Raw genomic sequence first — 25,651 nt, 5'->3', positions numbered from 1 at the left:
AACATTCACTTTCTTAGTTTGCCTAAAAAGGCATACGTTTCATTTTACCACAATGGGTGGTAAAATGCTAGTTATTTGATATATAAAAAAACAGGAGGCAAGTCTGTCTCCTGTTTTGAAAATATTCCTAGTTGATCTTTTGTAGTACTGCTTGTAAAGCATCTACTTTGTCCAAGCGTTCCCATGGCAAGTCAATATCCGTACGTCCCATGTGACCATAGGCTGCAGTTTGTTTATAAATTGGACGTTTGAGATCTAACATTTGAATAATACCAGCTGGGCGCAAATCAAAAATTTGACGAACTGCTGCTTCCAATTTACTTTCTGCTACTGTACTCGTACCAAAGGTATCAATGCGAACTGAAACTGGTTGAGCAACACCGATAGCATAGGCCAATTGAACTTCCGCCTTTTTAGCCAAACCAGCTGCTACGATATTTTTAGCGATGTAACGTGCCGCATAAGATGCAGAACGGTCCACTTTGGTCGCATCCTTACCAGAGAAAGCACCGCCACCATGACGAGAATAACCACCATAGGTATCCACAATAATCTTACGACCTGTCAAACCAGAGTCCCCTTGAGGTCCACCAATGACAAAGCGACCAGTTGGGTTGATAAAGTAGTTGGTTTGGTCATCCAGATAATGAGCTGGAATGATTTCCTTGATCACACGTTCAATGACATCCTGACGAATTTGCTCCTGGCTAACTTCTGGATCATGCTGGGTCGAAATAACGACCGTATCCACACGAACGGGTTGATTGTCTTCATCGTATTCAACTGTTACCTGTGACTTAGCATCTGGACGGAGATAAGCAATTTCACCAGATTTTCTCAACTCGGCCAAACGACGCACCAATTTGTGACTAAGTGAAATTGGCAAGGGCATAAGCTCAGGTGTTTCATCTACTGCAAAACCAAACATGAGCCCCTGATCACCTGCACCAATCAAATCCAATGGATCTTGACTAGCATCTTGACGAGTTTCCAAGGCTTCATTGACACCTTGGGCAATATCTGGCGATTGCTCTACAAGTGACGGATGAACCCCAACCGACTCAGCTGAAAAACCATACTCACCTTTTGTATAGCCAATCTCCGCAATCGTATCACGTACCACACGGTTAATATCCACATAGGCAGTGGTGGAAATTTCACCAAAGACATGAACACTGCCTGTATAAACAGCCGTCTCCGCCGCTACGTGCGCATCTGGATCTTCTGCTAAAATAGCATCCAAAATGGCATCTGAAATCTGGTCTGCAATCTTATCCGGATGCCCCTCCGAAACAGATTCAGACGTAAACAACTTACGTTCTGACATAAAAATGTCCCCCTTAAAATAGAATATATGCTAGAAACCTAGCGGGTTACTAAGGTTACAAAGAACTAGTCGAAGACTAGTTCTTTGTAAAAGACAACTGTCTTAAGCAAAGGGAAATCCTATTTGCGAAAGACACCTGTCTTGAGCAAGGGAAAATTTCCAGATACCCAACGAGAAAGACAATACCAAACTGTATGAAATCAGCCTTATTTGAAGAAAATAGTGACTGAAGTGTAGTAAAGTTTTTACGCTTACTATTCAATATTACCAGTTTCTTTAATTGTGTTTCAAGTGTTTCTGCAAATATTAACTAGTCTATAAACTACCTTTTCGGGACTTAATAACGTTTCTAGTATAGCATATATTAGGTGACTATCCTAGTATTTTTCTTAAAAATAAAGAGGAGGCTGGGCAAAAAGCCCAGGACCACTACTCAGAGTTCGTGTCAACATCTCAGCGCAGTGGTTGATTGGGTTTAACAGTCCAGTGGACTGTTGGAGCTATGCGGGGGTGGGAGTGAAACAGTCTGGGGATAGACTGTTTCAGCTCAACAACTTAAAACGAAAAATTGTTGACGAACTCTTCTATGAATGGTCGAGTTCTTTCCCACTCCCACTCTTCTACAAAATCATTAGATAAATTCGGCTTCTGCAATTGCCTGTTTAACCACCTCTAGAGGCAAATGAACCAACTCGCATCCTTTTTCCTTATAAAGATACTGAGCATAGTCATCCATGCGGTATTCATTGATATAAACAACCCGCTTACAACCAACCTGTAACAATTGTTTGGAGCAGTTAAGGCATGGGAAATGGGTCACATAGGCAGTAAAACCTTTTGGAATTCCCCGCTCCGCTCCTTGTAAAATGGCATTGACTTCCGCATGCAAGGTTCTAGCGCAATGACCATCAATCATAAGACATTCCTGATCCAAACAATGTTCGGTTCCTGAAACAGAACCGTTGTAGCCTGTTGCGATAACCTTATTGTCCTTAACCAAAACCGCACCGACCTTTGCTCTCTTACAGGTCGCCCGATTGGCAATCAAGAGCGCCTGAGCCGCAAAATACTCATCCCAAGCTAAACGATTTGTTGACATGATTTCTCCCTTCCACTCAATCCACCATTCCATAAATTTCTGCTATATCTTGTGCCGTAATGATACCAACAATATCTTCAGGAGAATGAAGCTTCCCGCTCGCCTGACGACTGACTAGGACGGTTGTGCGCTTACGCCCCTCAAAATGATTAATTACCTGATAAAGATGGGTTGTTATTGGTAGAACAATCACCTGAATACTATCTTCCTCACAAGCCAGTACGTCTTCAAGACTAGCCTCCACCAATTTTTCACGTATAGAGCCCGTTTCCTTGCTTGCCTTGGCCAACCAATTTGTCAATCCCTTGTCAGAAACCAGACCTTAATAAACCTTGTCAGAAAAAATAGGAAACTTAGAAAAATGCTCTTGCTCCACAATTTCTAAAGCCTTTATCAATTTGTCCTTGGCCTCAAAAATAACCGGCTTAATTTTCTGGGTCTTTTGCAAATAGTCGGCAATGGTAATCGGTTCTTGGTACTGGGCTATCACTTTTTCCAAAACAGTGATTAATTCCTGCGAAGGTTGGGCTACTTCCTTCAAACCTGTTCGTTTCTCATGAACCATGAGATTACGCAACTGACGAGCCACATAGAGTTTATCCCAGTTCGCCTCAACGGGATTATGTCGCGTCAATTCCTTTGCCTTGGTCAACATAGAGCCTACATCTGCATATTCCCCATCCGCAACACCGCACACCTTACGCAAGACCTTATCCAAGTCATTGAATAACTCTAAAAAACGGGTTTCATTCATCTTAATCTACCATTGCTGATTTCAAATAGGCATCTACCATCCGCTCAGTCGCAACTACAGAATCCAAATGCGTCCGTTCATAGGAATGGCTGGACTCAATACCAGCCCCCAATAGGGCATGCTTAACATCTGCACCTGCTCGCATAGCTGCCGAAGCATCGGAACCATAATATGGATAAATGTCTAATTTATATGGAATACCATCCCTCTCTGCCAAGGCTACCAAGTGCTGACGAAGTTCGTAATGATATGGACCTGAACCATCTTTGACACAGATAGAAACTGTGTATTCGTCAGTTTGCTGGTCATCTCCCATTGCCCCCATATCCACCGCCAAATACTCAACCACCTGAGCAGGAATGCTGGAGTTGGCGCCGTAGCCAATCTCTTCATTGTTTGAAAAATAGAAATGTGTCGTATAAGGCATGGTCGCTCCCTCTTCCTTATAGACCTTCAAAAGATGAAGCAAGATAGCTGCGGATACCTTATCATCCAAGTGACGACTCTTGATAAAGCCAGTTTCTGTCACGACGGTACGAGGATCAAAGGAGATAAAATCTCCGACTTCAATACCTAAGGCCCGCGTCTCGTCCGCATTGGTCACTTTTTCGTCCAAACGAATTTCCATATTGGTCTGATTGCGCTCAGCGGTACTGGCATCCCGATAGACATGGACAGAGGTCTGGTGCATGAGAATAGTACCTGTGAAAGTCTTGCCATTTTTAGCGCAATGAATTAAGCAGTTTTCTCCCTCAATAGAAGGGTATCCAAATCCTCCCACCAAATCCATTTTGAGTCGGCCATCCGGTTTCACTGCACGAACCATGGCCCCCAGTGTGTCCAGGTGAGCAGTCACCATGCGGTGTTCCTGGTCATTTTCCCCCGGAACTGTCACCAAAACACCACCTTTAGCGGTCTTACTAGCAACATAGCCGAAACTTTCAACCTCTGCCTTGATGTAATTCATAATATCCGTCGTAAAACCAGTTGGCGACGGAGTGTTGGTCAATGTAACAATGTAATCAAGTGTCTTCATGAAAACCTCCTATTCATAAGACTATTATAGCAGTTTTAAATAAAATGACTATCAAGAAATGTATTTTACTTATTTATATAAATAAAAATGTGTTAAAATATTATCAAAATAAAGGAAGGAAAGAAGAAAAATTGATGAAGCTAAGTGAACTAAAAATTTTACTGAATAAGGTTAATCTAAACATCAAGTTACTCGAAGATTTTGAGAATGTAGAGTTGACTCGCTTTCATATTAAAAAAACAGAGTTATATAACTATCAAAAAGAAAAAGAGTTTAAAGAATGGCAAACAAAACTACCAAAACTTATTCTTGAAGAATTGATAAATTGCACTCATACTCAAGATGAAAAGCAATTAAAAAACAACTTTTTTCCCTCAAACATTTTTGAAAATAGAGATGAGTGGCAAACCATTTTAATCATTTCTGAATCACTAGAACAATATATATCTGAATATAGAATGAATTCTTTTTTAAATTTACTAACATTACAAGAAAACTTACAATATGTTATAAAGAAAGAAAAATATCCGTTCCTAAAATTTATTCAAAGTCAAACTACTAGAAACAAGTTAAATACAGCTTATCAAGAGATTGAGTTGCACTCAAAAGAAGTTGTGAAATTAGAAGAAAATCTTTCAAACTGGAAAAAACTAATTAATAGTGACAGTTCCTCCAATCAACTTGAATACTTTTACCATCATCAGAAGGAATACTTTACACAACTCATCAATCAGCTTGGAATACTAAGTGATTCCAATTCAGATTATATTCTCGAAACTTTACATCTATCACTCAATAAAAAACTACGTCACATCAAGAAACATTCAAAAATGGGACTTAGCTTGGCTATTAATAATACCTGGGATGAAATTAAAGAAAAATATTTTAATAGACAATCTCAAAGTTATCCCATTGAATTATTAGAAAATACCAACATTCAGATTGAGAGATATTTTCCTAACCTATCAAAACATTTCAAGTTTCTAATGAATATCAAAAATTCTTCAAATGAACATATTAGTAAACTTTGTGCCATTCCTTTGGAGGATGTTTTATCCATTAAGAAAGTTGTGGCAAATATTTTACAGAGCAGTAAGCTAAATTTTTTCCCTAAACTCTCTGTAGACACGTTCTCCGAACATGAATACAAGCTTATTAATTTATTGACAATATATCAGGCATATCCAATAGAAAAAGAGAAACTAGAACAAAAAATAGTGTTAGAATTAGAATCTCTGATTGCAGCCTTAAAACAATTAGAAGCAACTACTCCTAATAGATTGCAATTAAACTTTCAAACAGACGAAAGAAGAGATAGCTGGCTAAATGCAGAATCAGAACTTTACAAACGATATGCGGCTATTTTAAGAGAATATTCATTTGAAGATCGAGTTGAGGATATCCTTGACAAAGATAAATTAATAGAGTTATTTATTGAAAACAATGCTACTTACTATGCTCTCATAGAAGAGACAACCGGTTCTAAAAAGAAATATATTCCTAACGATCTACCTAGTATCATTGTAGAAAAAGTAAAGCAAAATGAAATTAATCGACTTGGTTTAAAAGTTGTTTTGCGTTCATATCAAACATTTGGAGTTCAATATGTTCTTCACTATAAAAATGTTCTACTTGGTGATGAGATGGGTCTTGGTAAAACTATTCAAGCTATTGCTATCGCAAACCATTTGTTTCACAATAAAAAAATATACACTGTTGTGGTTTGTCCATTAAGTGTATTAGAAAATTGGGATCGAGAAATTCAAAAATGGTCAACTCTTCCAACTTTTGTGTATAGAGGAAATTTGCGGCAAACATTACTACATCAATGGCAACAAAATGGGGGAGTATTACTTACTAATTTATGAACAGGTCAAAACCTTACTGACTTCAATAAGAAACAAAAATATTGATTTTTTAATAATCGATGAAGCACACTATATTAAAAACCCAAATACAATGCGAACAAAATACTCAATGGAACTAAGTAAACTCGCTGATTATAAACTTTTTATGTCGGGTACACCTCTAGAAAATCGATTCTCTGAGATGTTACATCTAATTAATATGTTGAATCCAGCTCTAGCAAACAAATTAGAATCAAGATATCATTCTTCTAAGGACTTAAAAATAAAGCTTTCTACTATCTACTTAAGAAGAAAACGAAAAGAAGTTCTTGATGAATTACCTGAACTAGAAACGATAGAACTGTGGTCTCAATTTACACCAATCCAGCAACAATTCTATGATGAATCATTACTAGATGGACCAGGAGGTATCATGAGAATGAGAAGGGCTGCATTTTTCGGTAATGATTCAAAGAAAATACTTCAAATACTTGAAATCTGCAAGGAGGCTAAAGAAACTGGTCAAAAGGTAATTATCTTTTCATTTTTTAAAGAAGGTGTCCTTTATAGATTACAAGATGAATTAAAACACTTAGCTCGTTTCATAATTTCAGGTGATATTTCACCAAAACAAAGACAGGAAACCATAGATGAATTTAGCAAAGATCCAAATCAGACGGTTTTACTCAGCCAAATTGATGCCGGAGGAGTCGGTTTAAATATTCAAGCAGCCAACATTGTTATCCTCTGCGAACCTCAATGGAAACCCTCAACCGAACAACAAGCAATAAGCCGTGTCTATAGAATGGGACAATCCAGAAAAGTTATCGTATATCGGTTGTTAACTGAGGAAAGCATCGATGAATCCATAGTAAAACTACTAAGTGAAAAAATTGAATTATTCAATAAATACGCTAATGATTCTAGTATTGCTGAAGCATTTGAAAAAAGTGAAGTTTTTGAAATATCAAATACAGAGGAGAAAAAAATAAAACAAGAAGTATTTGAATTAGAGAAAAAAAGATTGGCATTACGAAAAAGCAACTCAATAAATAGTAATTCGCCTAATAATTAGTTCTAAGTGTCAACAAATATGATTATCTCTAATTTCTAATTATATCATGTGATAGAGCCACAAATACTATGCTATAATGAAGGTATGAAAACCTACCAGAAGATTTATTTACTATTAAAAGAAAAAGAAGACTACATGAGCGGAGAAGATTTGGCTCAGGAATTGGGTATTTCTCGGACTTCAGTTTGGAAAGCCATTCGCCAGTTAGAAACGCATGGTTTAACTATTGAGGCTGCCCGTAATCGTGGTTACAAATTGGCCGATGGGGATTTGCTACTGCCAGACTTGATTGCAGAGGAACTCCAACTGCCTGTCTACCTGAAAGCTGACAGCGACTCCACCCAACTAGATGCCAAACAAGGTATTGAATCAGGTCATACTAGTCCTGCCCTATATCTAGCTCCCTATCAGAATAAAGCCAAGGGGCGATTTGGGAGACCCTTTTATGCCTCCAAGTCAGGCGGCATTTATATGTCGCTTCGTCTCTCTCCCAATGTTCCTTTTCTAGAATTTAAGCCCTACACCATTTTAGCTGCAGCTGCTGTTGTGATGGCCATTCAATCTCTTTGCGACTTGGACGTCCAAATCAAGTGGGTCAATGACATCTATCTCGGACACAAAAAGGTCGCTGGCATCCTCACTGAAGCTATCTCTTCTATGGAAAACCAACGGGTAACCGATGTCATTATCGGTGTCGGCATCAATGTCCGTATAGACGATTTCCCTAAGGAATTACAACAATCTGCAGGAAATCTTTTCGAGGAACAACCACCATTTACCCGCAATCAACTCATTACTGCCATCTGGAAAGCCTTCTTAGAAACCGATGAGAAGGAACTAATTGCCCTTTACAAAGAAAAATCACTTGTCGTTGGCCAACAAGTGAGCTTTGTAGAAAATCAAGTTGAATTTAAGGGTACAGCCATCGCTGTTACTGATACAGGAAACCTGGTTATCCAGTTAGATAACGGCAAAGCAAAAATTATCTCCAGCGGAGAAATCAGCCTTACTTCTTGGTCTGCTTCTCCATAAAACGAATAAATTTAGTCACCTTGTAAGCAAAATGAAGATTCCGATAGGCGATAAAGGCGTAGATACCTGCAATCAAGAAATCTCCTGTCAAAATCGATGCATTCATAAAATAAACAGCTAAAATAGTTGTAATGGCTAAAAAAAGAAATTGTGGAAGTTTCATAAAATAGATTATACCAAAAATTCAGTCAACTGGCTGAATTTTTATATGCTTTCTTGATAGGTTTCAATTCTTTTCTAAACAAGAAAACACCAATCTAATTGGTGCCAGACTGAAGACAAAGTCCTTAGAATTGATTTTCTAAGGGCTTTTCTTCGTATTTAGGAGTATAATATAAGAAAAAGAACTTATGAGGTTCTCCTATGCTACACAAAGAAAAACCTGACTATAACCGCAATCAGTACGGTTTCTATACCCTTGACCAGCTTGTGCCTGCAGATCATTTCCTGCGCCAAGTGGAAGTTGTGATTGACTTCGACTTCATTTATGACCTAGTAGAAGATACCTATTCGCCTGATAATGGTCGTCCTAGTCTTGACCCTGTCATGTTAGTTAAAATTCCTCTGATTCAGTGCTTTTATGGTATTCGTTCCATGCGTCAGACCATCAAGGATATTGAAGTGAATACTGCCTATCGCTGGTTTCTTGGTTTAACCCTAGATGACAAGGTGCCTCACTTCACGACATACGGCAAAAATTATTCCCGTCGCTTTCAAGAGAAAGGGTTGATTGAGTCCATTTTCACACATATTCTTGGGCTGTGTATCAATGCAGGCCTGATTGACCCGACGGAGATTTTCATAGACGGAACTCATATTAAAGCTGCGGCCAATAATCGTAAGTTTATCAACCAAGAGGTGGAAAAGCAGGCTAAATTCATGAGTGAACAGCTGGAAATCGAAATTAATCAAGATCGGGTAAAGCACGGAAAAAAGCCACTAAAGCCCGTCGAAAAAAGAGAGGTTAAAAACCAGAAACTATCCACTACCGACCCTGAGAGTGGCTGGTTCCATAAAGGTGATCATAAGGAAGTTTTCGCTTATTCTGCCCAAGTTGCCTGTGATAAGTATGGCTGGGCACTTGCTTATAGTGTTGAGGCTGGCAATATCCATGACAGCCAGGCTTTTCCTGCACTTTTTGCCAAGCTTGAACCCTTGAAACCAGAGTATATCATTGCGGATTCAGGCTATAAAACTCCCAGTATTGCCAAGTTTTTGCTTGATAAGGAAATCACTCCTGTCCTTCCCTACACCCGTCCCCGTGGGAAGAAGGGACAACTTCGTCCTAAAGATTTTGTCTATGACGAACACTTCGATTGTATCCTGTGTCCTGAACATCAGGCTTTGACCTATCGCACGACTACCCGAGAAGGCTACCGAGAATACAAAAGTGATCCTGCAATTTGTGCCAACTGTCCCCTATTATCAGTATGTACGACCAGTAAGAACCATCAAAAAGTTGTCACGCGGCATATTTGGAAGGAGTATTTGGAACAGTGCGAGGATATTCGTCATCAAAGAGGGATGAAGGAACTCTATCAACATCGGAAAGAGACGATTGAACGGCTATTTGGCACAGCCAAGGAATACCATAATCTGCGCTACACGAGGGAAAAAGGCAAGTCCAAAATGGAGGATAAGATTGGACTGACTTTGGCGTGCTTAAATCTCAAAAAACTAGCTAAAAGGATGGCAAGAAGGCCTTTTTATTTTGTCCAGATGGGGTGGTTTCAGCATTAAAACAGCCATTTTTCTCTAAAAACAGTAAAAAAGACAAACACCAAAACGATGTTTGTCTGCAATCTGACACCAATCTAATTGGTGCTTTCTTAAGGAGATATGAAAAATATTTAGGATTGAAAATAGTATAAAATATCTATCAAAACTATTCGGGAGTGGGAAAGAACTCGACCATTCATAGAAGAGTTCGTCAACAATTTTTCGTTTTAAGTTGTTGAGCTGAAACAGTCTATCCCCAGACTGTTTCACTCCCACCCCCGCACAGCTCAAACTGTCTGGGAGACAGTTTGAGGTTGGAAATGAAGCAAACTCTGTTCGCATCAGTCGTAATGGTCAGATTTGGAGTGTAAAACACGAACAAATCTGCCAATCAACCACTGCGCTGAGATGTTGACACTAACTTTGAGAAGCGGTGCTGAGCTTTTTGCTCAGCCTCATTTTCTAATCATTTCTAATCTCAACTGTATCTGCGAGAAAGCCAAATTCTTCTGGGACTGGACTGGCTTCTTTTTCGATTTCCTGTGTCTTTTGCCCTTTTGCTTTCGCCGAAAATTCAGCACGAATACTTACCCAATCTTCCTGAGCAATAGCTAAAATCTGTGGTGAAAAACCTGCTGCCTTGCTGAGAATATTTCCAAACATGGTATTGAGATTGTCACGCTTCATCGTCTGTTCAGCATTAAGCGGAGAATCAAAGGCTAGAATCGCATGATTTTCATTGGCAGCAACTGGTTGTGAACCAACCAACAAGGCACGATCTGCACCTGACAGACTCTCGATAATTTCTCCCCAAGCATTCTGCAAGCGAGTCAAATTTTCACGCGCCAAGGTTGGATTTTCCATAGCTTCCTGCAAAATGGCATGAACCTTGCTGGTATCCAATCGGTACTTCTTCGGAGCCTGTGGCTTGCGTGAAACTGGCTTAACAGCACTTGGTTGACTAGATAATTGACCTAGTTGTTTCTGTAAATCCGCAACTTGTTGTTGCAGACTGGCTAGTTGACCCAGTAAATCAGCGGGCAGCTCTGCCATTGCCCCCGAAGGAGAACTATCTTCAGCCAAACGAATGGTCATCATTTCAGCGTAAATCTTCGGTTGAGGACTGGACTTGATGTCCGCCAACCCCCTGGTCACCATCTCTATCATGGTAAAAATCCGTGCCTGCTCAAGAGCTAGATTTTCTGAAAAACCTGTTGTTAAATGCGTATCCTCACCACCCGTCTGCACGATAAGGACATCTCTCAAATAGTGCAAAAGATCTGTCGCAAAACGGCTCATACTCTTTCCTTGGTCAAACAAGGTTTGTAGATGCTGGAGAGCTGTGACACTATCCCCTTGACGCAGACTTGCCACATAGTCATCCAAGGCACGCAAGCTGATAGAACCCGTAATTTCCTCAGCAATTTCCAAGGTCACTTGCTGGTCCGGACTAAGGCTGAGAGCCTGATCCAAAATGGATAGGGCATCCCGCATCCCCCCTTCTGCCCGACGCGCAATGATCGTCAGAGCCTGCTCGTCAAAGATTAGCCCTTCCTTGGTCAAAATTGCAGCCAAGTGCTCCTGAATGTCCGTCACCTTGATGGACTTAAATTCAAATCGTTGCACCCTTGACAGAATGGTAGCAGGAATCTTGTGCAATTCCGTCGTTGCTAGAATAAAGACCACATTTTCCGTCGGTTCTTCCAAGGTCTTCAAGAGGGCATTGAAGGCTCCAGTAGACAGCATGTGGACCTCGTCGATGATATAGACCTTATAGGTCGCAAGACTAGGTGCATAGGTCGATTTATCACGAATATCACGAATCTCATCCACACCATTGTTGGAAGCAGCATCAATCTCAATCACATCTTCCAGACTGCCCTCGGTAATGGCCTGACAGATATAACAATCGTTACAAGGCTCACCTCCAACCTGATTAGGACAGTTCATGGCCTTGGCAAAAATCTTAGCTGCCGATGTCTTACCCGTACCACGAGGACCTGAAAAGAGATAGGCATGGCTGATTTTCCCCTGTTCAATGGCCTGTTTGAGCGTGGTCGCAACCACCTCCTGCCCCACCATCTCCCCAAAGGTCTGGCTTCGGTACTTCCTATATAAAGCTTGGTACATTAGCGTTTTTCTCCAAACATAGCAAAATTCCAGTCCGTCTTCTCAACCAAGAGAGCAACGAACTTTTCTAGATAGTCTTGGTCAATCGTATCGTAATCAGCTACCAATCTCGAATCCAAGTCCAAAACGCCCAGCAACTGGTCGTTTTTCACCATTGGCACCACGATTTCTGATAGGGCTGTCGCATCGCAGGAAATATAGTTATCATGTAGACGAACATCGTCTACGAGAATAGTCTGGCGCTTAGCTGCAGCCTCACCGCAGACACCCTTTCCAAGTGCAATATGAACACAGGAAACGCCACCCTGAAAAGGCCCCAAAATCAATTCACTACCGTCATACAAGTAAAATCCTGTAAAGACAGAGTTTGGTAGAGCTTGATTGAGCAAAGCAGAAGCATTTGATAGATTGGCTAAAGCATTGGTTTCACCATCAAGAAGAGCTTCCAATTGAGCCAATAATAATTGATAGTTTGAAATTTTTTCTTGTTTTGTCATAGGAACATTATAGCATAGTTAAGCCGACTTTTATAGTCCGAGCGATAAAGAAAAAGGCTTGCGCCTATTTCCACATCCAGTACATAATCACTGCATCAATCAATACCCCTATAGCCCAGGCTAGTTGAAAATACTTTTTCTGGGTTTTGTGGCGGAAATGAGTACCACCTGCCCAGGCACCTAGACCACCACCCAAGTAAGCCATTAGTAATAAGGTTTTTTCAGAAATTCGATAGGCATCCTTTCTGGCCTTCCCTTTATCCATACCATAGGTAATAAAGACAAGTAAATTCCACACTACTAGCGCCATACTAACCATCTGTTTGATTGACATACATTCCTCCAATTAAGTCACATTTCTTCTTACTCTAACATAATCCAAAACAGGACACAAGAAAAAACGATTCGGAAATCCGAATCGTTACATTTCTGCCAGTGTATCCTCTAACCATTTGAGCTGGGCACGGTTGCGTTCAATAGACCGTGTCAAAATCAAATAGTGACCATAGTTGTCTTGGATACTCTCCTTGGTCGAGAACAACTCAACCTTACGACTGTCTAGGTGTTTCAAGTGCTTAGCGACTAATTCAATTTGATTTTCCAACAAACCTGGTATCCGTGGATCATTTTTATCACGGATAAAGAACATTTTAATGGAAAACAAATCCTTTTGTTGAGGAGTTTCATCATTTGGAACAGATAACCATTCATCCAAAATCTGACGCCCTGTCGCAGTCATCGCGTACTGCTTTTCTTTTTCATTGCCAGGTACAGCATGACAGGTAATCAATTCTTCTTTTGTCATGCGTTTCAATTCTGGATAAACTTGGCTGTGAGCTACCTGCCAAAATTCTCCTAAATCACGTTGAACATAGTCGGTAATCTGCTTGCCAGTTACCATTTGACCGCTAGCACCCATTATCCCTAGAATAATATGGGGTAATATTCTCTGCTTCGGCATCTTAACCACGCTCTCTTAATATACTCTCCACCTTGGTGTTAATCAAGTCGATGGCTACAACGTTGCTGACGCCTTCAGGAATGACGATATCTGCATAGCGCTTGGTTGGCTCGATAAACTGGTGATACATTGGTTTCACCACCGAGGTGTACTGCTCAATGATACTATCTAAGCTACGGCCACGCTCTTCCATGTCTCTCTTAATGCGGCGAATGATACGAATATCGTCATCAGTATCGACGAATATCTTAATATCCATTAAATCCCGCAACCGTTTGTCTTCCAATACTAAAATACCTTCCACAATAAATACATCTTGTGGTTCCTGACGATAGGTCTTCTCTGAACGTGTGTGCTGAGTGTAATCATAAATCGGAATATCCACTGAACGTCCTGCTAATAGCTCACTGATATGATAAATCATCAAATCCGTATCAAAAGCCAGTGGATGGTCATAATTGGTCAGTATCCGTTCTTCAAAGGTTAGGTGTGACTGATTCTTATAGTAAGAATCGTGTTCAATCATTGATATGCGAGCATTTGGGAAATTATCCAGAATGGCACGCGACACACTTGTCTTGCCACCCCCAGATCCGCCGGTTACGCCAATAATAATGGGTTTCTGAGTCATCATCATCTCCTTCTATTTTCAATACTATTTTACCATGAAACATGGTATAATGGAAAGGATAACACATAAAGAAATGAGAATTTATGCTAAATTTTGGTATTATTGGTACCTCAGACATCAGTCACAAGTTCATTTTCTCCGCTCATTTGAGTAAATATCTTCAATTATCAGCGATATTTTCAAGAAAACTGGAAACTGCTTTGTCATTTTCAACAAATTACGAAAATGTAAAATTATACACAGAATGGATAAAATTCCTTTCTGCACCGACTGACTTGGTCTATATTGCCAGTCCAAACGCCTTGCATTTTGAACATGCAAAAGCTGTTCTCAAGGCCGGCAAACACGCTATCGTTGAAAAGCCTATGGTGTCTACACCTCAAGAATTGACACAACTTCGTCAGATTGCCAAGGAAAATGGTGTCTTCCTATTTGAAGCTGCCCGCAATTACCACGAGGTAGCCATCGCTATTATTAGGGACTTCTTGAAGGATAAGACTGTTTTGGGGGCCAACTTCTCCTATGCCAAATACTCTTCCAAAATGCCTGACCTCTTGGCAGGACAGACCCCAAATATCTTTTCAACTGATTTTTCAGGCGGAGCCTTGATGGATTTGGGTGTCTATACCCTCTATACTGCCATTGGCCTCTTTGGCAGACCAAATGCAGCCCGATACACTGCTCAACAACTCCCTTCATCCATTGATTTGAATGGGACTGGGCAACTGACTTATGATGATTTTCTCGTAAGTATTCAGGCTGGAAAGAATATCACTAGCAATCTACCAAGCGAAATATATACCAGTGAGGGAACTCTCACCCTCAACGCCTGCCAGCATATCAGCTCTGCTATTTTCACAAAACATGATGGTAGCCAAGTAGTCCTACCTATCCGAGCTCAGGAAGATGCTATGCTGGAAGAGGTACAAGCCATTGCCCAAGCTATACAGACAGGCAATCACGACCTAGCCAATGAATGGCTGGATGTGGCAGAAAGCGTCCATCAAACACTTTACACCATGCGTCAAGACGCAGGAATAATCTTTAAGGCGGATAACAATGAAATCTAAATTTCCCTCCAGCTGGACGGACCAGCTTACCCTACTTGGCTTTGAGGACTTTACTCCTATCCAAGTCCAGGCCTTTGAGCCTATTGCAAACGGCAAGTCCCTTCTAGCTATCAGCCCAACAGGTACAGGAAAAACCCTTGCCTACCTCTGGCCTAGTCTATTAGCCCTAACTCCTAAAAAAGCTCAACAATTGCTCATCCTCGCACCAAATACAGAGCTGGCTGGTCAAATATTTGACGTTTGTAAGACTTGGTCGGAAACAATTGGGCTGACTGCCCAACTATTCTTGTCTGGTTCCAGTCAAAAACGCCAGATTGAGCGACTAAAAAAAGGACCAGAAATCCTGATTGGAACACCTGGTCGTATTTTCGAGTTGATTAAATTGAAAAAAATCAAGATGATGAATATCAACACCATTATCTTAGATGAATTTGACCAACTCTTCTCTGATTCTCAATATCAGTTTGTTGAAAAGATTATCAACTATGTACCTCGTGACCACCAGTTAATCTACATGAGTGCAACAGCTAAATTTGACCGTCAAAAAATTGCTGAGGACATTGAAAGCATTGATTTATCTGAGCAGAAATTGGATAATATCCAACATTGCTATATGATGGTAGATAAGCGTGACCGTTTGGAAACTCTACGTAAGTTTGCCAATATCCCTGATTTTCGTGCTCTGGCTTTCTTCAACAGCCTATCAGACCTTGGTGCAAGCGAAGATAAACTACTCTATAATGGTGTGAATGCAGTTTCATTGGCTTCTGATGTCAACGTAAAATTCCGTAAGGTCATCATCGAACGTTTCAAAAATCACGAACTCAATCTTCTACTTGCTACAGATATGGTCGCACGCGGTATTGATATTGATAACTTAGAATGTGTCCTCAACTTTGAAGTTCCTTTTGACCAGGAAGCCTATACTCATCGTTCTGGACGTACTGGACGCATGGGCAAGGAAGGTCTTGTCATCACCCTAGTCTCTAGTCCTAGCGAACTAAAACAATTGAAAAAGTATGCCTCCGTCCAAGAAGTCATTCTCAAGAATCAAGAGCTCTACAAAATATAATGAACAATATACAAAAGGCTTAGAACCAGTGTTTCTACTAACATGATTCTAAGCCTTTTATCATTCTTACTGGGCTGGACCAGATAATTCTTGTGAATAATAAATTAATTGAGGATTGAGAGGACTGGCGAGTAAGTCTGTTACAGTAACCATATTGTAGCCCTCACCTGTTAAAAATTGCAATACAGACTCGAGGCTATCAACTGTTGACTGATGAATATCATGCATTAGGATAATACTTCCTGGACAAGTCTGTTCTTTTATTTCTTTCAAAATGGCTTGTGGATCGCGACTCTTCCAATCTTTAGAATCGACCGACCAATAAATCGATGGAAGTCCAATCTGATTGACAACAGCCTGGTTAACTGAACCATAAGGAGGGCGAACCATTGTTGGTACAATACCTGTAGCTTCAGTAATAGCTGCCTGTGTATCTTGAATTTCTCTCTGTACTTGCTCCCCAGAAATAGTGACTAGATTGGGATGATTCCACGTATGGTTGGCGATGACGTGCCCTTCTGCTACAATTCTACGGAGAATAGCTTCATTCCCAGCTACAGCCTTACCAACAACAAAGAAAGTTGCTTTGGCATTATATTTTTTCAGTAAATCTAAAACTACCGGTGTCGTGTTCGGATTTGGTCCATCATCAAAGGTTAGAGCGACCTGTCTCAATTGTTTCTTATCCACAACTTGTGCAGCCATATACTCATCATAGCCAACCTTATCAGCATCTACTAGATAATCACTCTTCACTACTGGGTACAAATCTGAAATCGGTAGAACCAACTGGTTGATGCCGTAACCATCTGGTAATTGTAAGGTTAATTGGCTGTCTCCATAACTAAAGGAAATAGCATTTAAGTCTAGTGTTTCAAATTTTTTGACAATCGCTTCTACATCAGTCTCTTTCATTCCTTGAGCAAGTAAGGCTTCTCTTAGATGATCAACAATAATACTTACTGCAGAGGATAAATTAGGTAATAAATCTTCCAGAGTAAACAATTCATTGTCCTGCGTCAACAACACACGCTCAGACGGGAGTTTATCCTGCTTTTTAATTTGCAAGTTGTCTACTTTATAGTGCTCCGCTTGAATTTCACGAGCTGTTACATTTTTAAAATTTGTTTTTCCCTCTATTGATGAAATAAAGACCAGTTTTTGAATTTTTCCTGCTGGTTTTTTATGACCAAAGCGTCTTTGAACATAGGAAATCATTCGACTTTCTACAGGTCCTAAGACATGACCTGCATCATCTGTAGGTAAGGCAGCCACAACATGGGTCGTATCAATATTTCCCTCTTGAATTTTGCCCTTGCCTTTAGCGAGGATGGTTTGTTGTTTTTCCTCGATAAACTGACTAACCTGTCTTTCTTGAAGTCCTGCAAATAACCATACAGCCAAACTTACCATTATGCCGAGCAAGGCGATGTTGATTCCCAACCAAAAACTAACTTTTTTCATCTCCAACCTCCCATTCAAAACATATATAAACTATGCTAAATCATTTAAAGGCTCTTGTCAAGACAGTTCTATAAAAACTCATAAAAAGATTAGGTAATACTCTTCGAAAATCAAAATTATCCGTTGTCAAGAGCCTTGATGAACTCCAGTTCTATCTTCGGATTCGTTTCCTAGGCTACTTTTGATTTTCATTGAGTATAAATAATTGATTTGCTTCCTAATGCCCTCCCTTCTGCCATTTTCTGATTTTTTTGAAAAGAAAAAGACTGCCTAAGCAATCTTTTCTAAATTAATCTGCACGAATGACTTCCACACGGTAGCCATCTGGATCTGTCACAAAATAATAACGACCTGGACTTCCTGGCAAGCCCTTGATGTCTGTCGTTGGATAGCCCAGCTCCTTATGTTTCGCATTGTCCCCTTCTAAATCATCTGAAGAAAGAGCTAGATGCGAGAAACCGTCGCCTACGATATAGGGACCATGATCATAATTGTAGGTCAATTCAATCTCAAAGTCATCTCCTTCAAGTGCTAAGTAAACCAAGGTAAACTTGTGCTCTGGATAGTCCTTGCGACGGGTTTCTTTAAAGCCAAACCCTTCTTCATAGAACTTTTGCGATGCTTCTAAATTCTCAACACGCAAACAAGCGTGCAACATTTTTTTACTTGCCATAATAAATTCCTCCTACCATTTAATACCACCAGTATACCATACTCTCTATGAAAAATCTGATATTCAAAACTAAAAAAGCCTGAGCGAACTCAGGCCTTAAATGAATTATGCTTCCAAGTAGTACTCTTTCACAATGTTCAAGTTTTCATCCAATTCGAATACAAGTGGTGGGAAGTTTGGAATTTCCACATCCATGATTTCGTCATCAGACAATTGTTTGATGTGTTTTACAAGGGCACGGATTGAGTTACCGTGTGCACCTACGAATACGTTTTTACCGTCTTTCAATGCTGGAGCAATTTTATCTTCCCAGAATGGAAGGGCACGCTCAAGCGTTACTTTCAAGTTTTCTGCATCTGGAATAACTGAATCATCAAGGTGTGCATAGCGACGGTCAGTGTGTGCTGAATACTCATGATCTTTAGCCATTTCTGGTGGCAAAGTATCATAAGAACGACGCCAGATGTGAACTTGCTCATCACCAAATTCAGCAGCTGCTTCAGCTTTGTTCAAGCCAGTCAAACCACCGTAGTGACGTTCGTTCAAACGCCATGATTTTTCAACTGGTACCCACAATTGATCTGCAGCTTCAAGAGCCAAGTTTGTAGTCTTGATAGCACGTTTCAATACAGATGTGAAAGCAAGATCAAATTCGATACCTGCTTCTTTGATCAATTTACCTGCATCGATTGCTTGTTGTGTACCTTTTTCAGACAAATCAACATCAGCCCAACCAGTGAAAAGGTTAGCTTTGTTCCATTCAGACTCACCATGGCGAGCAAAAACCAATTTTACCATTTATGGATTCTCCTTTAAATTTTGAGGTTCCCCTCTTATACTTCTCTATTTTACACGAAAAGGTAAAAAAATGCCAGCCTTTCCACAATCTGTGTACGCTTTCATTACTCTTTCATGTAAATTCAGTCTCTAGACCTATCTTTCTTCTTAGAAAAAATACAAAATAATGGTATAATAGTAAGGCTGAACACGACAGTTCAAAACGATACCACTATAGGAGTTATCATGAAAAAAGTAGCTATCGTGTCTGCCTATCGTTCTGCCATCGGCAGTTTCGGAGGTAGTCTGAAAGATATTGAAATTGCTGATTTAGGGGCGCAAGTCCTCGAAACAGCCTTAGCTAGTAAAAACATCCCTGCAGACAGCGTTGATGAAGTTATCTTCGGAAATGTTCTTTCAGCAGGACAAGGACAAAATATTGCACGTCAAATTGCTATTCGTGCAGGCATTCCTCAGACAGCCTCTGCCTATGCAGTCAATAAAGTCTGTGGTTCCGGTCTCAAATCAGTCCTCCTGGCTGCCCAGTCAATCATGCTAGGTGACAATGATGTAGTTGTGGCTGGGGGCATTGAAATTATGAGCCAGGCACCTTATCTATCCAAAACTAGCCGGTTTGGTAGTAAATTTGGTCATATTACTCTAGAAGATTCTATGCTGACAGACGGTCTAACAGATGCCTTCAACGACTATCACATGGGTATTACTGCAGAAAATGTTGCTGAACACTATCAAGTCAGTCGCGCAGAGCAAGATGCTTTTACATACAGTAGCCAAGAGAAGGCTGCAAAAGCTATTGCTGAGGGAAGATTTGTTGACGAAATTGTTCCTATTAGATTAAAAAATCGGAAAGGCGAAACTATTTTTGCCACAGATGAGTACCCTCGTCTGACGCCAATTGAAAAATTGGCAACACTTCGGCCATCTTTTAAAAAGGATGGAACCGTCACCGCAGCCAATGCTTCTGGCATCAACGACGGCTGTGCTGTCTTGGTACTCATGTCTGATGAAAAAGCCAGTGAGCTAAATATCCAGCCACTCGCCTATATTGAGGCCTATGCAACAAGCGGTTTAGATCCCGCATTGATGGGGCTTGGACCTATTACTGCTAGCCAAAAAGCGCTACAAAAACTGAATAAAACAGTCGAGGATATCGATCTATTCGAACTCAACGAGGCATTTGCAGCCCAATCAATTCCAGTTGTCAAACAACTCGGCATTGATCCTGCAAAAGTCAATGTCAATGGTGGTGCTATTGCCCTTGGACATCCAATCGGAGCTAGTGGTAGTCGAATCCTAGTCACTCTGATTCACGAATTAATCAAGCAAGAAAAAGAGCTTGGTCTTTGCTCACTTTGTATCGGAGGCGGTCAAGGCATCTCCCTAATCGTTTCCAATGCGCAAACAAGTTAACCTATCATTTGTACACAAAGGATATATTATGAACATCGGTATTGATAAAATCGGATTTGCGGCACCCGATTATGTTTTAGATTTGGCTGATTTAGCCCAAGCCCGCAATGTGGACCCAAATAAATTTAAGATTGGTCTTCTTCAGTCTGAAATGGCTGTAGCTCCTGTCACTCAAGATATTATCAGTCTTGGGGCAAAGGCTGCCGAAGCCATTCTGACAGAAGAAGATAAACAAACCATTGACATGGTTATTGTCGGTACAGAATCTAGCGTAGATCAAAGTAAGGCTGCCGCCGTCACCATTCATGGATTACTCGGTATTCAGCCCTTCGCTCGCTCCATCGAGATGAAGGAGGCTTGTTACGGTGCAACGGCTGGACTAAGTCTTGCCAAAAGCCATATCGCTCAATTCCCAGAATCAAAAGTCCTAGTCATTGCTAGTGATATTGCAAAATATGGAGTCGCTTCTGGCGGTGAACCTACCCAAGGTGCTGGTGCAGTTGCCATGTTGGTAACCGCAAACCCACGAATTTTGGTCCTCAACAATGATAATGTCTGCCAGACACGTGACATCTACGACTTCTGGCGTCCTAACTACGACAAATATCCACGTGTTGATGGTAAATTTTCAACTGAACAGTACACCGATTGCTTGACGACAACTTTCGACTACTATCAACAAAAAACAGGCAAAACCCTCAACGATTTTGCTGCCATGTGCTTACATATTCCTTTCTCCAAACAAGGTCTTAAAGGACTGCAAGCTATTGCTCAGGATGAAGAAACTCTTAGTCGCTTGACAGAACGTTTCCAGGAAGCTATCGTCTATAATAAAGTCGTCGGCAACATCTACACTGGCTCTATCTTCCTCTCTCTTCTTTCCCTTTTGGAAAATAGCAGAGCGTTAGAGACAGGGGATCAAATCCTCTTTTATAGCTATGGTAGCGGCGCTGTCTGTGAAATTTTCAGCGGTCAACTCGTTGAAGGTTATCGCAACCACTTACAAGAAAATCGTTTAGAACAACTCAATCAGCGTACAAAACTCAGCGTTAAGGAATACGAACAAGTCTTCTTTGAAGAAATTACACTTGATGAAACTTGTTCATCCCTTGACCTACCAGAAGACCAAAGTCCCTTTGCCCTTATCAAAGTGGATAATCACAAACGTATCTATCGTAAATAAAAGCCAAAACGGCGCCCTTTGGCTCTCACCAAGGGGCGCTTTCCTATAGAAAGAGGAACCTATGTCAACTTTTTCCGGATTTTATAAAAAATCACGCCAAGAGCGCATTGATATTCTCCGTCAGAATCGTTCCCTATCCGAAGATAGCTTAGACGTTCTATACAAAGACGAAAACCTGCCAGAAGCAATTGCGGGAAAGATGGCAGAAAATCATCTAGGAACGTTTTCCTTACCTTTTTCTGTACTTCCAGAACTTCTAGTGGATGGACAAACTTATTCTGTACCGATGGTTACTGAAGAACCTTCTGTGGTTGCAGCTGCATCTTTCGGAGCCAAAATCATCGCTAAATCTGGCGGTTTTACAACGACTATTCACAACCGTATCATGATTGGACAAGTTGCCCTCTACGATATTTCAGACCATAGCAGAGCGACACAGGCGATTCTTAACCATAAGGAGAGTATTTTAGAAACTGCCAATCAAGCACACCCTTCCATTGTCAAACGAGGGGGCGGTGCAAGAGAATTGACTATTGAGAGTAAGGATGAGTTTTTGATTGCCTATCTTCAGGTTGATGTACAAGAAGCCATGGGAGCCAATATCCTCAATAACATGTTAGAAGCTGTTAAGGATGACTTAGAAGAGCTCAGCAAGGGACAGGCTTTGATGGGAATCCTCTCCAACTATGCAACGGAGTCACTGGTCACCGCCCAATGCCATATTGCCATCCCTAGTCTGGCTACCAGCTCTGCCATTGCTCAAGAAACTGCTCAAAAAATAGCCTTAGCAAGCAAACTGGCGCAAGTGGACCCTTATCGTGCTGCGACACATAACAAAGGGATTTTTAATGGTATAGATGCTGTCGTTATCGCTACAGGAAATGACTGGCGGGCAGTCGAAGCCGGGTCCCATGCTTATGCCAGCCGTGATGGGCAATACAAGGGGCTTTCTACTTGGTCCATTGATGGCGAGCACTTGGTCGGCTCCATCACCCTACCTCTTCCGATCGCCTCCGTCGGTGGCTCTATCGGGCTCAATCCAAAGGTAGCAGTCGCTTTTGACCTTCTCCAACAACCAAAGGCACGCCAATTAGCTTCTATCATCGCTTCTGTCGGTCTCTGTCAGAACTTTGCTGCCCTGCGTGCTCTTGTTACTTCAGGGATCCAGGCTGGTCACATGAAGCTCCACGCAAAATCCCTAGCGCTACTTGCTGGCGCCGAGGAGCATGAAGTAGACCAACTAGCCCAACTCCTGCGGAAAGAAAAGCACAGCAACCTAGAAACTGCTCAAAAATTATTGGCAAAAATGAGAGGACATTGGGAGTGGGAAAGAACTCGACCAAGATAAAAAGAGTTCGTCTTCCCACCCCCGCACAGTTGATTAGGCCAGATTTGGAGTGCAAAACACGAACAAATCTGCCAATCAACCACTGCGCTGAGATGTTGACACGAACTCTGAGTAGTGGTCCTGGGCTTTTTGCCCAGCCTCACTCTATTATTTGCTCCATACGGAACTTTTGTGGTTTCATTCCTTGGCGTTCATAAAAACGGACAGCTCCTGCATTGTCAGCCCATACATCCAAGGTAAGATTGTGGCAACCCTGCTCCTTAGCATAGGAAAGAGCAAATTCATAAAGCTGCTCGCCAATTCTTTGACCACGCGCAGAATTGGCTACACACAAATCATCAATAAACAAGGTTTTAACTGGTTCTAAAACATCGCCTGTTGCGGTAGATAATTCACAAAAAAGATGCCCAACCACTTGTCCCTCTAACTCAAAGACAAAAATAGGCTTATCTGGATTTTCCAAAAGTGCTACTAATTCAGCCTCAGAAAATTTTTGACCTGCACTTTTAAAAATATCTGGTCGTGCCTGGTGATGCACCTGTAAAATATCTTGTAATAATTCATTTAAAACTGGAATATCAGATTGTCTAGCTTTACGGATTGTCATAATACTCTCCTTTTGAGTTTTTATTATTATAGCACATGTTTATTTTTTAATACTATTCAAAAAACAAAAACTAACCTATAATAGATTTATGAAACTTACTATCGAACAAACGAAAGAATTAAAAACTTATTTGAAAGATAAAACCTATTCTCCATTTCATAGACGACTTCAAGTTATCTTGTTCAGAGCAGAAGGTCTTAGCTATAAGGAAATCACTAACCTCATCGGCTATTCAAAGTATACAATCTGGTCCTTACAGCGCAAGTACGAACTTGAGGGGATTTCAGCTCTAGTAAGAGAAACGCGAGGTGGACGGAACCGTCAATATTTAACCCTTCAAGAAGAGGAAGCGTTTCTAAAAGAACAGTTAACAGCCTCACTAAATGGCGAATTTGTGACGATAAACTCTCTCTATGAAGCTTATCAGAAACGGGTTGGACACCCTACGACCAAGGAAGGATTCTATGCCATTCTTAAACGCCATGGTTGGCGCAAAGTGACGCCAAGACCAGAACACCCTAAAAAAGCAGACGCCGAAACGATTCTAGCGTCTAAAAATAAAATCTTCATTCACGAAAACAGGAAAGCGCTTCAAGAATAGTCGTCGCTATCATAAAGTCAGGCTAATGTATCAAGATGAGGCGGGTTTCGGTCGGATCAGTAAAATTGGGAAGGCCTGGGCACCAAAAGGGGTGAGACCGCATGTACATAGTCACTATATTCGTGAGTATCGCTATTGCTATGGTGCTGTTGATGCCCATACAGGAGAGTCCTTCTTCATTATCGCTGGGGGCTGTAATACAGATTGGATGAATGTTTTTCTCAAACAACTATCTGAAGCTTATCCTGACGATTATATTTTATTAGTGATGGACAATGCCGTTTGGCATAAATCAAGTACCTTAGAGAAACCACATAATATTGGTTTTGAGTTTATTCCTCCCTATACTCCTGAAATGAATCCAATTGAACAAGTTTGGGCTGAGATTCGAAAGAGAGGGTTTAAGAATAAAGCTTTTAAAACACTAGACGATGTGATAAACAAGCTTCAAGAAGTAATACGAGAGTTAGATTGGTCTATTTTAAAACCAATTGTTAGTAGACAATGGTTTAAAAACACTTGACTGGTTTGCTTTTGATTTTTGTTGAGTATAACAAAATAGGTCTGCAGACCGATGAAGAATCTGAAAATTCGAGTATACTATAGGTGTATCCTAAAATTTTTCATAAATCTCCTAAAAAATCAGCTGCCCAAGGCTGGTTTTTTGTTGTCTTAAAACGAGAATGTGTAGTGTAGAAAATTACTAATACTCTTCGAAAATCAAAATTATCCGTTGTCAACTTGCCTTGATAAACTCCAGTTCTATCTTCGGCTTCGTTTCCTAGGCTACTTTTGATTTTCATTGAGTATAAAGTTTTGCCCCTTTTTTGCCGCTTAAACAAGAAAAAAGCCTACTGCACGACGTAGAAACGTTGATACACTAGGCTTTTTGATGCTTAGCCTCGCTCTTTTGTTTTTAAGCGAGGGATAAAACAGTCTATCCCCAGTTTTGCTCTCCCGTTTTCAAGCAAAAGATAAAAAGGTCCACTGGACCTTTTTATTATTTTACAGCGTCCTTGAGAGCTTTACCAGCTTTGAATGCTGGAACTTTTGATGCTGCGATTTTGATTTCTTCACCTGTTTGAGGGTTGCGACCTGTACGTGCTGAACGCTCACGAACTTCAAAGTTACCGAAACCGATCAATTGTACTTTTTCACCAGCTGCAAGGTAGTCTGCTACTGCTCCGAATACTGCTTCAACAGCTGCTGCTGAGTCTTTTTTAGTCAATGAAGTCGCTTCTGCAACTTTTGCAATCAAATCTTGTTTATTAGCCATTTGCTAAGTCCTCCAATAATTTTCTGAGTTATTACTCACTC

General features: G+C 40.7%; 25 protein-coding genes and 3 pseudogenes. 11 read left to right on the top strand and 17 right to left on the bottom strand.

Annotated elements, in window-relative coordinates; all coding sequences use genetic code 11:
* Positions 1-127: 127 nt before the first annotated feature.
* The 5 genes from metK to PHA78_RS02875 form a co-directional block, all read right to left on the bottom strand.
* Positions 128-1,327 carry a methionine adenosyltransferase gene (metK, locus tag PHA78_RS02895; RefSeq protein ID WP_024380069.1) on the bottom strand — a complete coding sequence of 400 codons (1,200 nt, stop codon included), beginning with the start codon at positions 1,325-1,327 and terminating at the stop codon, positions 128-130.
* A 631-nt stretch (positions 1,328-1,958) separates the two neighbouring features.
* Positions 1,959-2,426, bottom strand: coding sequence for a deoxycytidylate deaminase (locus PHA78_RS02890; RefSeq protein WP_024389949.1), 468 nt, complete (start codon positions 2,424-2,426; stop codon positions 1,959-1,961).
* 16 nt (positions 2,427-2,442) lie between these two features.
* A complete protein-coding gene (locus PHA78_RS02885; RefSeq protein WP_238139815.1) occupies positions 2,443-2,727 on the bottom strand; it encodes a hypothetical protein in 285 nt (94 codons plus the stop codon).
* Between the two features lie 21 nt (positions 2,728-2,748).
* On the bottom strand, positions 2,749-3,180 hold the full coding sequence (locus tag PHA78_RS02880; protein WP_272158428.1) for a hypothetical protein: 432 nt from the start codon (positions 3,178-3,180) through the stop codon (positions 2,749-2,751).
* A gap of 1 nt (position 3,181) precedes the next feature.
* On the bottom strand, positions 3,182-4,216 hold the full coding sequence (locus PHA78_RS02875; protein WP_272158427.1) for a M42 family metallopeptidase: 1,035 nt from the start codon (positions 4,214-4,216) through the stop codon (positions 3,182-3,184).
* A gap of 44 nt (positions 4,217-4,260) precedes the next feature.
* Here PHA78_RS02875 and PHA78_RS02870 point away from each other — a divergent pair, with 44 nt between their 5' ends.
* From PHA78_RS02870 to birA, 3 genes are all read left to right on the top strand, one after another.
* Complete coding sequence (locus tag PHA78_RS02870; RefSeq protein ID WP_272158426.1) at positions 4,261-6,084, top strand: SNF2-related protein; 1,824 nt, start codon at positions 4,261-4,263, stop codon at positions 6,082-6,084.
* A complete protein-coding gene (locus tag PHA78_RS02865; protein ID WP_272158425.1) occupies positions 6,056-7,138 on the top strand; it encodes a DEAD/DEAH box helicase in 1,083 nt (360 codons plus the stop codon). The genes PHA78_RS02870 and PHA78_RS02865 overlap by 29 nt, the downstream gene beginning before the upstream one ends.
* An 84-nt stretch (positions 7,139-7,222) precedes the next feature.
* Positions 7,223-8,170 (top strand): bifunctional biotin--[acetyl-CoA-carboxylase] ligase/biotin operon repressor BirA, encoded by a 948-nt coding sequence (gene birA, locus PHA78_RS02860; protein ID WP_105147488.1) that lies wholly within the window; start codon positions 7,223-7,225, stop codon positions 8,168-8,170.
* On the opposite strand, the gene PHA78_RS02855 is transcribed toward birA, so the two are convergent.
* Positions 8,145-8,333, bottom strand: coding sequence for a DUF3272 family protein (locus PHA78_RS02855; protein ID WP_099871730.1), 189 nt, complete (start codon positions 8,331-8,333; stop codon positions 8,145-8,147). The genes birA and PHA78_RS02855 overlap by 26 nt on opposite strands.
* A 200-nt stretch (positions 8,334-8,533) precedes the next feature.
* On the opposite strand from PHA78_RS02855, the pseudogene PHA78_RS02850 reads away from it, so the two are divergent.
* Positions 8,534-10,041 (top strand): annotated as a pseudogene (locus tag PHA78_RS02850) (IS1182 family transposase).
* 310 nt (positions 10,042-10,351) lie between these two features.
* On the opposite strand, the gene dnaX reads toward PHA78_RS02850, so the two are convergent.
* The 5 genes from dnaX to udk form a co-directional block, all read right to left on the bottom strand.
* Positions 10,352-12,019, bottom strand: coding sequence for a DNA polymerase III subunit gamma/tau (gene dnaX, locus PHA78_RS02845; RefSeq protein WP_029176833.1), 1,668 nt, complete (start codon positions 12,017-12,019; stop codon positions 10,352-10,354).
* Positions 12,019-12,516, bottom strand: a complete 498-nt coding sequence (locus tag PHA78_RS02840) for a GAF domain-containing protein (RefSeq protein ID WP_014638428.1) — start codon at positions 12,514-12,516, stop codon at positions 12,019-12,021. The genes dnaX and PHA78_RS02840 overlap by 1 nt, the downstream gene beginning before the upstream one ends.
* 64 nt (positions 12,517-12,580) lie before the next feature.
* Positions 12,581-12,850, bottom strand: a complete 270-nt coding sequence (locus tag PHA78_RS02835) for a DUF1294 domain-containing protein (RefSeq protein WP_105147489.1) — start codon at positions 12,848-12,850, stop codon at positions 12,581-12,583.
* Positions 12,851-12,937: 87 nt separating this feature from the next.
* Entirely contained in the window at positions 12,938-13,477 is a 540-nt protein-coding gene (locus PHA78_RS02830; RefSeq protein WP_044777745.1) for a PadR family transcriptional regulator, read from the bottom strand.
* Position 13,478: 1 nt separating this feature from the next.
* The gene (gene udk, locus PHA78_RS02825) at positions 13,479-14,108 is read right to left on the bottom strand and encodes a uridine kinase (protein ID WP_002936217.1); all 630 of its coding nucleotides are present in this window, start codon (positions 14,106-14,108) and stop codon (positions 13,479-13,481) included.
* A gap of 83 nt (positions 14,109-14,191) precedes the next feature.
* Between udk and PHA78_RS02820 the strand changes: the two genes are divergently transcribed.
* Both PHA78_RS02820 and PHA78_RS02815 read left to right on the top strand, forming a co-directional pair.
* On the top strand, positions 14,192-15,178 hold the full coding sequence (locus PHA78_RS02820) for a Gfo/Idh/MocA family protein (RefSeq protein WP_272158424.1): 987 nt from the start codon (positions 14,192-14,194) through the stop codon (positions 15,176-15,178).
* A complete protein-coding gene (locus PHA78_RS02815) occupies positions 15,168-16,250 on the top strand; it encodes a DEAD/DEAH box helicase (RefSeq protein WP_272158423.1) in 1,083 nt (360 codons plus the stop codon). The genes PHA78_RS02820 and PHA78_RS02815 overlap by 11 nt, the downstream gene beginning before the upstream one ends.
* Before the next feature lie 66 nt (positions 16,251-16,316).
* Here the strand turns inward: PHA78_RS02815 and PHA78_RS02810 are convergent, their stop codons facing one another.
* The 3 genes from PHA78_RS02810 to PHA78_RS02800 all read right to left on the bottom strand — a co-directional run bounded on the left by PHA78_RS02810 (position 16,317) and on the right by PHA78_RS02800 (position 19,185).
* Positions 16,317-17,714 carry a polysaccharide deacetylase family protein gene (locus PHA78_RS02810; RefSeq protein ID WP_029997274.1) on the bottom strand — a complete coding sequence of 466 codons (1,398 nt, stop codon included), beginning with the start codon at positions 17,712-17,714 and terminating at the stop codon, positions 16,317-16,319.
* 289 nt (positions 17,715-18,003) lie between these two features.
* Positions 18,004-18,387 (bottom strand): lactoylglutathione lyase, encoded by a 384-nt coding sequence (gene gloA / locus PHA78_RS02805; protein ID WP_015647197.1) that lies wholly within the window; start codon positions 18,385-18,387, stop codon positions 18,004-18,006.
* Between the two features lie 105 nt (positions 18,388-18,492).
* The gene (locus tag PHA78_RS02800) at positions 18,493-19,185 is read right to left on the bottom strand and encodes a phosphoglycerate mutase (protein WP_024378952.1); all 693 of its coding nucleotides are present in this window, start codon (positions 19,183-19,185) and stop codon (positions 18,493-18,495) included.
* A gap of 225 nt (positions 19,186-19,410) precedes the next feature.
* Between PHA78_RS02800 and PHA78_RS02795 the strand changes: the two genes are divergently transcribed.
* The 3 genes from PHA78_RS02795 to PHA78_RS02785 all read left to right on the top strand — a co-directional run bounded on the left by PHA78_RS02795 (position 19,411) and on the right by PHA78_RS02785 (position 23,126).
* Positions 19,411-20,595: an acetyl-CoA C-acetyltransferase gene (locus PHA78_RS02795; RefSeq protein WP_024376718.1), complete on the top strand. Its 1,185-nt coding sequence runs from the start codon at positions 19,411-19,413 to the stop codon at positions 20,593-20,595.
* Positions 20,596-20,623: 28 nt separating this feature from the next.
* The gene (locus PHA78_RS02790) at positions 20,624-21,778 is read left to right on the top strand and encodes a hydroxymethylglutaryl-CoA synthase (RefSeq protein ID WP_029187476.1); all 1,155 of its coding nucleotides are present in this window, start codon (positions 20,624-20,626) and stop codon (positions 21,776-21,778) included.
* Between the two features lie 61 nt (positions 21,779-21,839).
* Positions 21,840-23,126: a hydroxymethylglutaryl-CoA reductase, degradative gene (locus tag PHA78_RS02785; RefSeq protein ID WP_029187477.1), complete on the top strand. Its 1,287-nt coding sequence runs from the start codon at positions 21,840-21,842 to the stop codon at positions 23,124-23,126.
* 139 nt (positions 23,127-23,265) lie between these two features.
* On the opposite strand, the gene PHA78_RS02780 is transcribed toward PHA78_RS02785, so the two are convergent.
* Positions 23,266-23,733 (bottom strand): GNAT family N-acetyltransferase, encoded by a 468-nt coding sequence (locus tag PHA78_RS02780; RefSeq protein ID WP_002942918.1) that lies wholly within the window; start codon positions 23,731-23,733, stop codon positions 23,266-23,268.
* An 88-nt stretch (positions 23,734-23,821) separates the two neighbouring features.
* Here PHA78_RS02780 and PHA78_RS12525 point away from each other — a divergent pair.
* Positions 23,822-24,010 (top strand): annotated as a pseudogene (locus tag PHA78_RS12525) (helix-turn-helix domain-containing protein); the annotation flags it as partial.
* A pseudogene (locus tag PHA78_RS02775) lies at positions 24,011-24,857 on the top strand (IS630 family transposase); the annotation flags it as partial.
* 100 nt (positions 24,858-24,957) lie between these two features.
* On the opposite strand, the gene PHA78_RS02770 reads toward PHA78_RS02775, so the two are convergent.
* Together PHA78_RS02770 and PHA78_RS02765 are read right to left on the bottom strand one after the other, a co-directional pair.
* The gene (locus PHA78_RS02770) at positions 24,958-25,137 is read right to left on the bottom strand and encodes a hypothetical protein (protein WP_024409746.1); all 180 of its coding nucleotides are present in this window, start codon (positions 25,135-25,137) and stop codon (positions 24,958-24,960) included.
* A 197-nt stretch (positions 25,138-25,334) separates the two neighbouring features.
* Positions 25,335-25,610: an HU family DNA-binding protein gene (locus PHA78_RS02765; protein ID WP_105100958.1), complete on the bottom strand. Its 276-nt coding sequence runs from the start codon at positions 25,608-25,610 to the stop codon at positions 25,335-25,337.
* Positions 25,611-25,651: the final 41 nt, after the last annotated feature.

The organism is Streptococcus sp. HN38 (genome assembly GCF_028335765.1).
Lineage (GTDB): Bacteria > Bacillota > Bacilli > Lactobacillales > Streptococcaceae > Streptococcus > Streptococcus suis_P.
The sequence above is the reverse complement of the archived record's forward strand: the minus strand, read 5'-3'. Positions and strand labels throughout refer to the sequence as shown.

What these genes read in the sequence shown, in the direction of transcription:
- metK (WP_024380069.1), bottom strand. Translation starts at nt 1,327, where the DNA reads ATGTCAGAACGTAAGTTGTTTACGTCTGAATCTGTTTCGGAGGGGCAT.
- PHA78_RS02890 (WP_024389949.1), bottom strand. Translation starts at nt 2,426, where the DNA reads ATGTCAACAAATCGTTTAGCTTGGGATGAGTATTTTGCGGCTCAGGCG.
- PHA78_RS02880 (WP_272158428.1), bottom strand. Translation starts at nt 3,180, where the DNA reads ATGAATGAAACCCGTTTTTTAGAGTTATTCAATGACTTGGATAAGGTC.
- PHA78_RS02875 (WP_272158427.1), bottom strand. Translation starts at nt 4,216, where the DNA reads ATGAAGACACTTGATTACATTGTTACATTGACCAACACTCCGTCGCCA.
- PHA78_RS02870 (WP_272158426.1), top strand. Translation starts at nt 4,261, where the DNA reads ATGACTATCAAGAAATGTATTTTACTTATTTATATAAATAAAAATGTG.
- PHA78_RS02865 (WP_272158425.1), top strand. Translation starts at nt 6,056, where the DNA reads ATGGGGGAGTATTACTTACTAATTTATGAACAGGTCAAAACCTTACTG.
- birA (WP_105147488.1), top strand. Translation starts at nt 7,223, where the DNA reads ATGAAAACCTACCAGAAGATTTATTTACTATTAAAAGAAAAAGAAGAC.
- PHA78_RS02855 (WP_099871730.1), bottom strand. Translation starts at nt 8,333, where the DNA reads ATGAAACTTCCACAATTTCTTTTTTTAGCCATTACAACTATTTTAGCT.
- dnaX (WP_029176833.1), bottom strand. Translation starts at nt 12,019, where the DNA reads ATGTACCAAGCTTTATATAGGAAGTACCGAAGCCAGACCTTTGGGGAG.
- PHA78_RS02840 (WP_014638428.1), bottom strand. Translation starts at nt 12,516, where the DNA reads ATGACAAAACAAGAAAAAATTTCAAACTATCAATTATTATTGGCTCAA.
- PHA78_RS02835 (WP_105147489.1), bottom strand. Translation starts at nt 12,850, where the DNA reads ATGTCAATCAAACAGATGGTTAGTATGGCGCTAGTAGTGTGGAATTTA.
- PHA78_RS02830 (WP_044777745.1), bottom strand. Translation starts at nt 13,477, where the DNA reads ATGCCGAAGCAGAGAATATTACCCCATATTATTCTAGGGATAATGGGT.
- udk (WP_002936217.1), bottom strand. Translation starts at nt 14,108, where the DNA reads ATGACTCAGAAACCCATTATTATTGGCGTAACCGGCGGATCTGGGGGT.
- PHA78_RS02820 (WP_272158424.1), top strand. Translation starts at nt 14,192, where the DNA reads ATGCTAAATTTTGGTATTATTGGTACCTCAGACATCAGTCACAAGTTC.
- PHA78_RS02815 (WP_272158423.1), top strand. Translation starts at nt 15,168, where the DNA reads ATGAAATCTAAATTTCCCTCCAGCTGGACGGACCAGCTTACCCTACTT.
- PHA78_RS02810 (WP_029997274.1), bottom strand. Translation starts at nt 17,714, where the DNA reads ATGAAAAAAGTTAGTTTTTGGTTGGGAATCAACATCGCCTTGCTCGGC.
- gloA (WP_015647197.1), bottom strand. Translation starts at nt 18,387, where the DNA reads ATGGCAAGTAAAAAAATGTTGCACGCTTGTTTGCGTGTTGAGAATTTA.
- PHA78_RS02800 (WP_024378952.1), bottom strand. Translation starts at nt 19,185, where the DNA reads ATGGTAAAATTGGTTTTTGCTCGCCATGGTGAGTCTGAATGGAACAAA.
- PHA78_RS02795 (WP_024376718.1), top strand. Translation starts at nt 19,411, where the DNA reads ATGAAAAAAGTAGCTATCGTGTCTGCCTATCGTTCTGCCATCGGCAGT.
- PHA78_RS02790 (WP_029187476.1), top strand. Translation starts at nt 20,624, where the DNA reads ATGAACATCGGTATTGATAAAATCGGATTTGCGGCACCCGATTATGTT.
- PHA78_RS02785 (WP_029187477.1), top strand. Translation starts at nt 21,840, where the DNA reads ATGTCAACTTTTTCCGGATTTTATAAAAAATCACGCCAAGAGCGCATT.
- PHA78_RS02780 (WP_002942918.1), bottom strand. Translation starts at nt 23,733, where the DNA reads ATGACAATCCGTAAAGCTAGACAATCTGATATTCCAGTTTTAAATGAA.
- PHA78_RS02770 (WP_024409746.1), bottom strand. Translation starts at nt 25,137, where the DNA reads ATGAAAATCAAAAGTAGCCTAGGAAACGAAGCCGAAGATAGAACTGGA.
- PHA78_RS02765 (WP_105100958.1), bottom strand. Translation starts at nt 25,610, where the DNA reads ATGGCTAATAAACAAGATTTGATTGCAAAAGTTGCAGAAGCGACTTCA.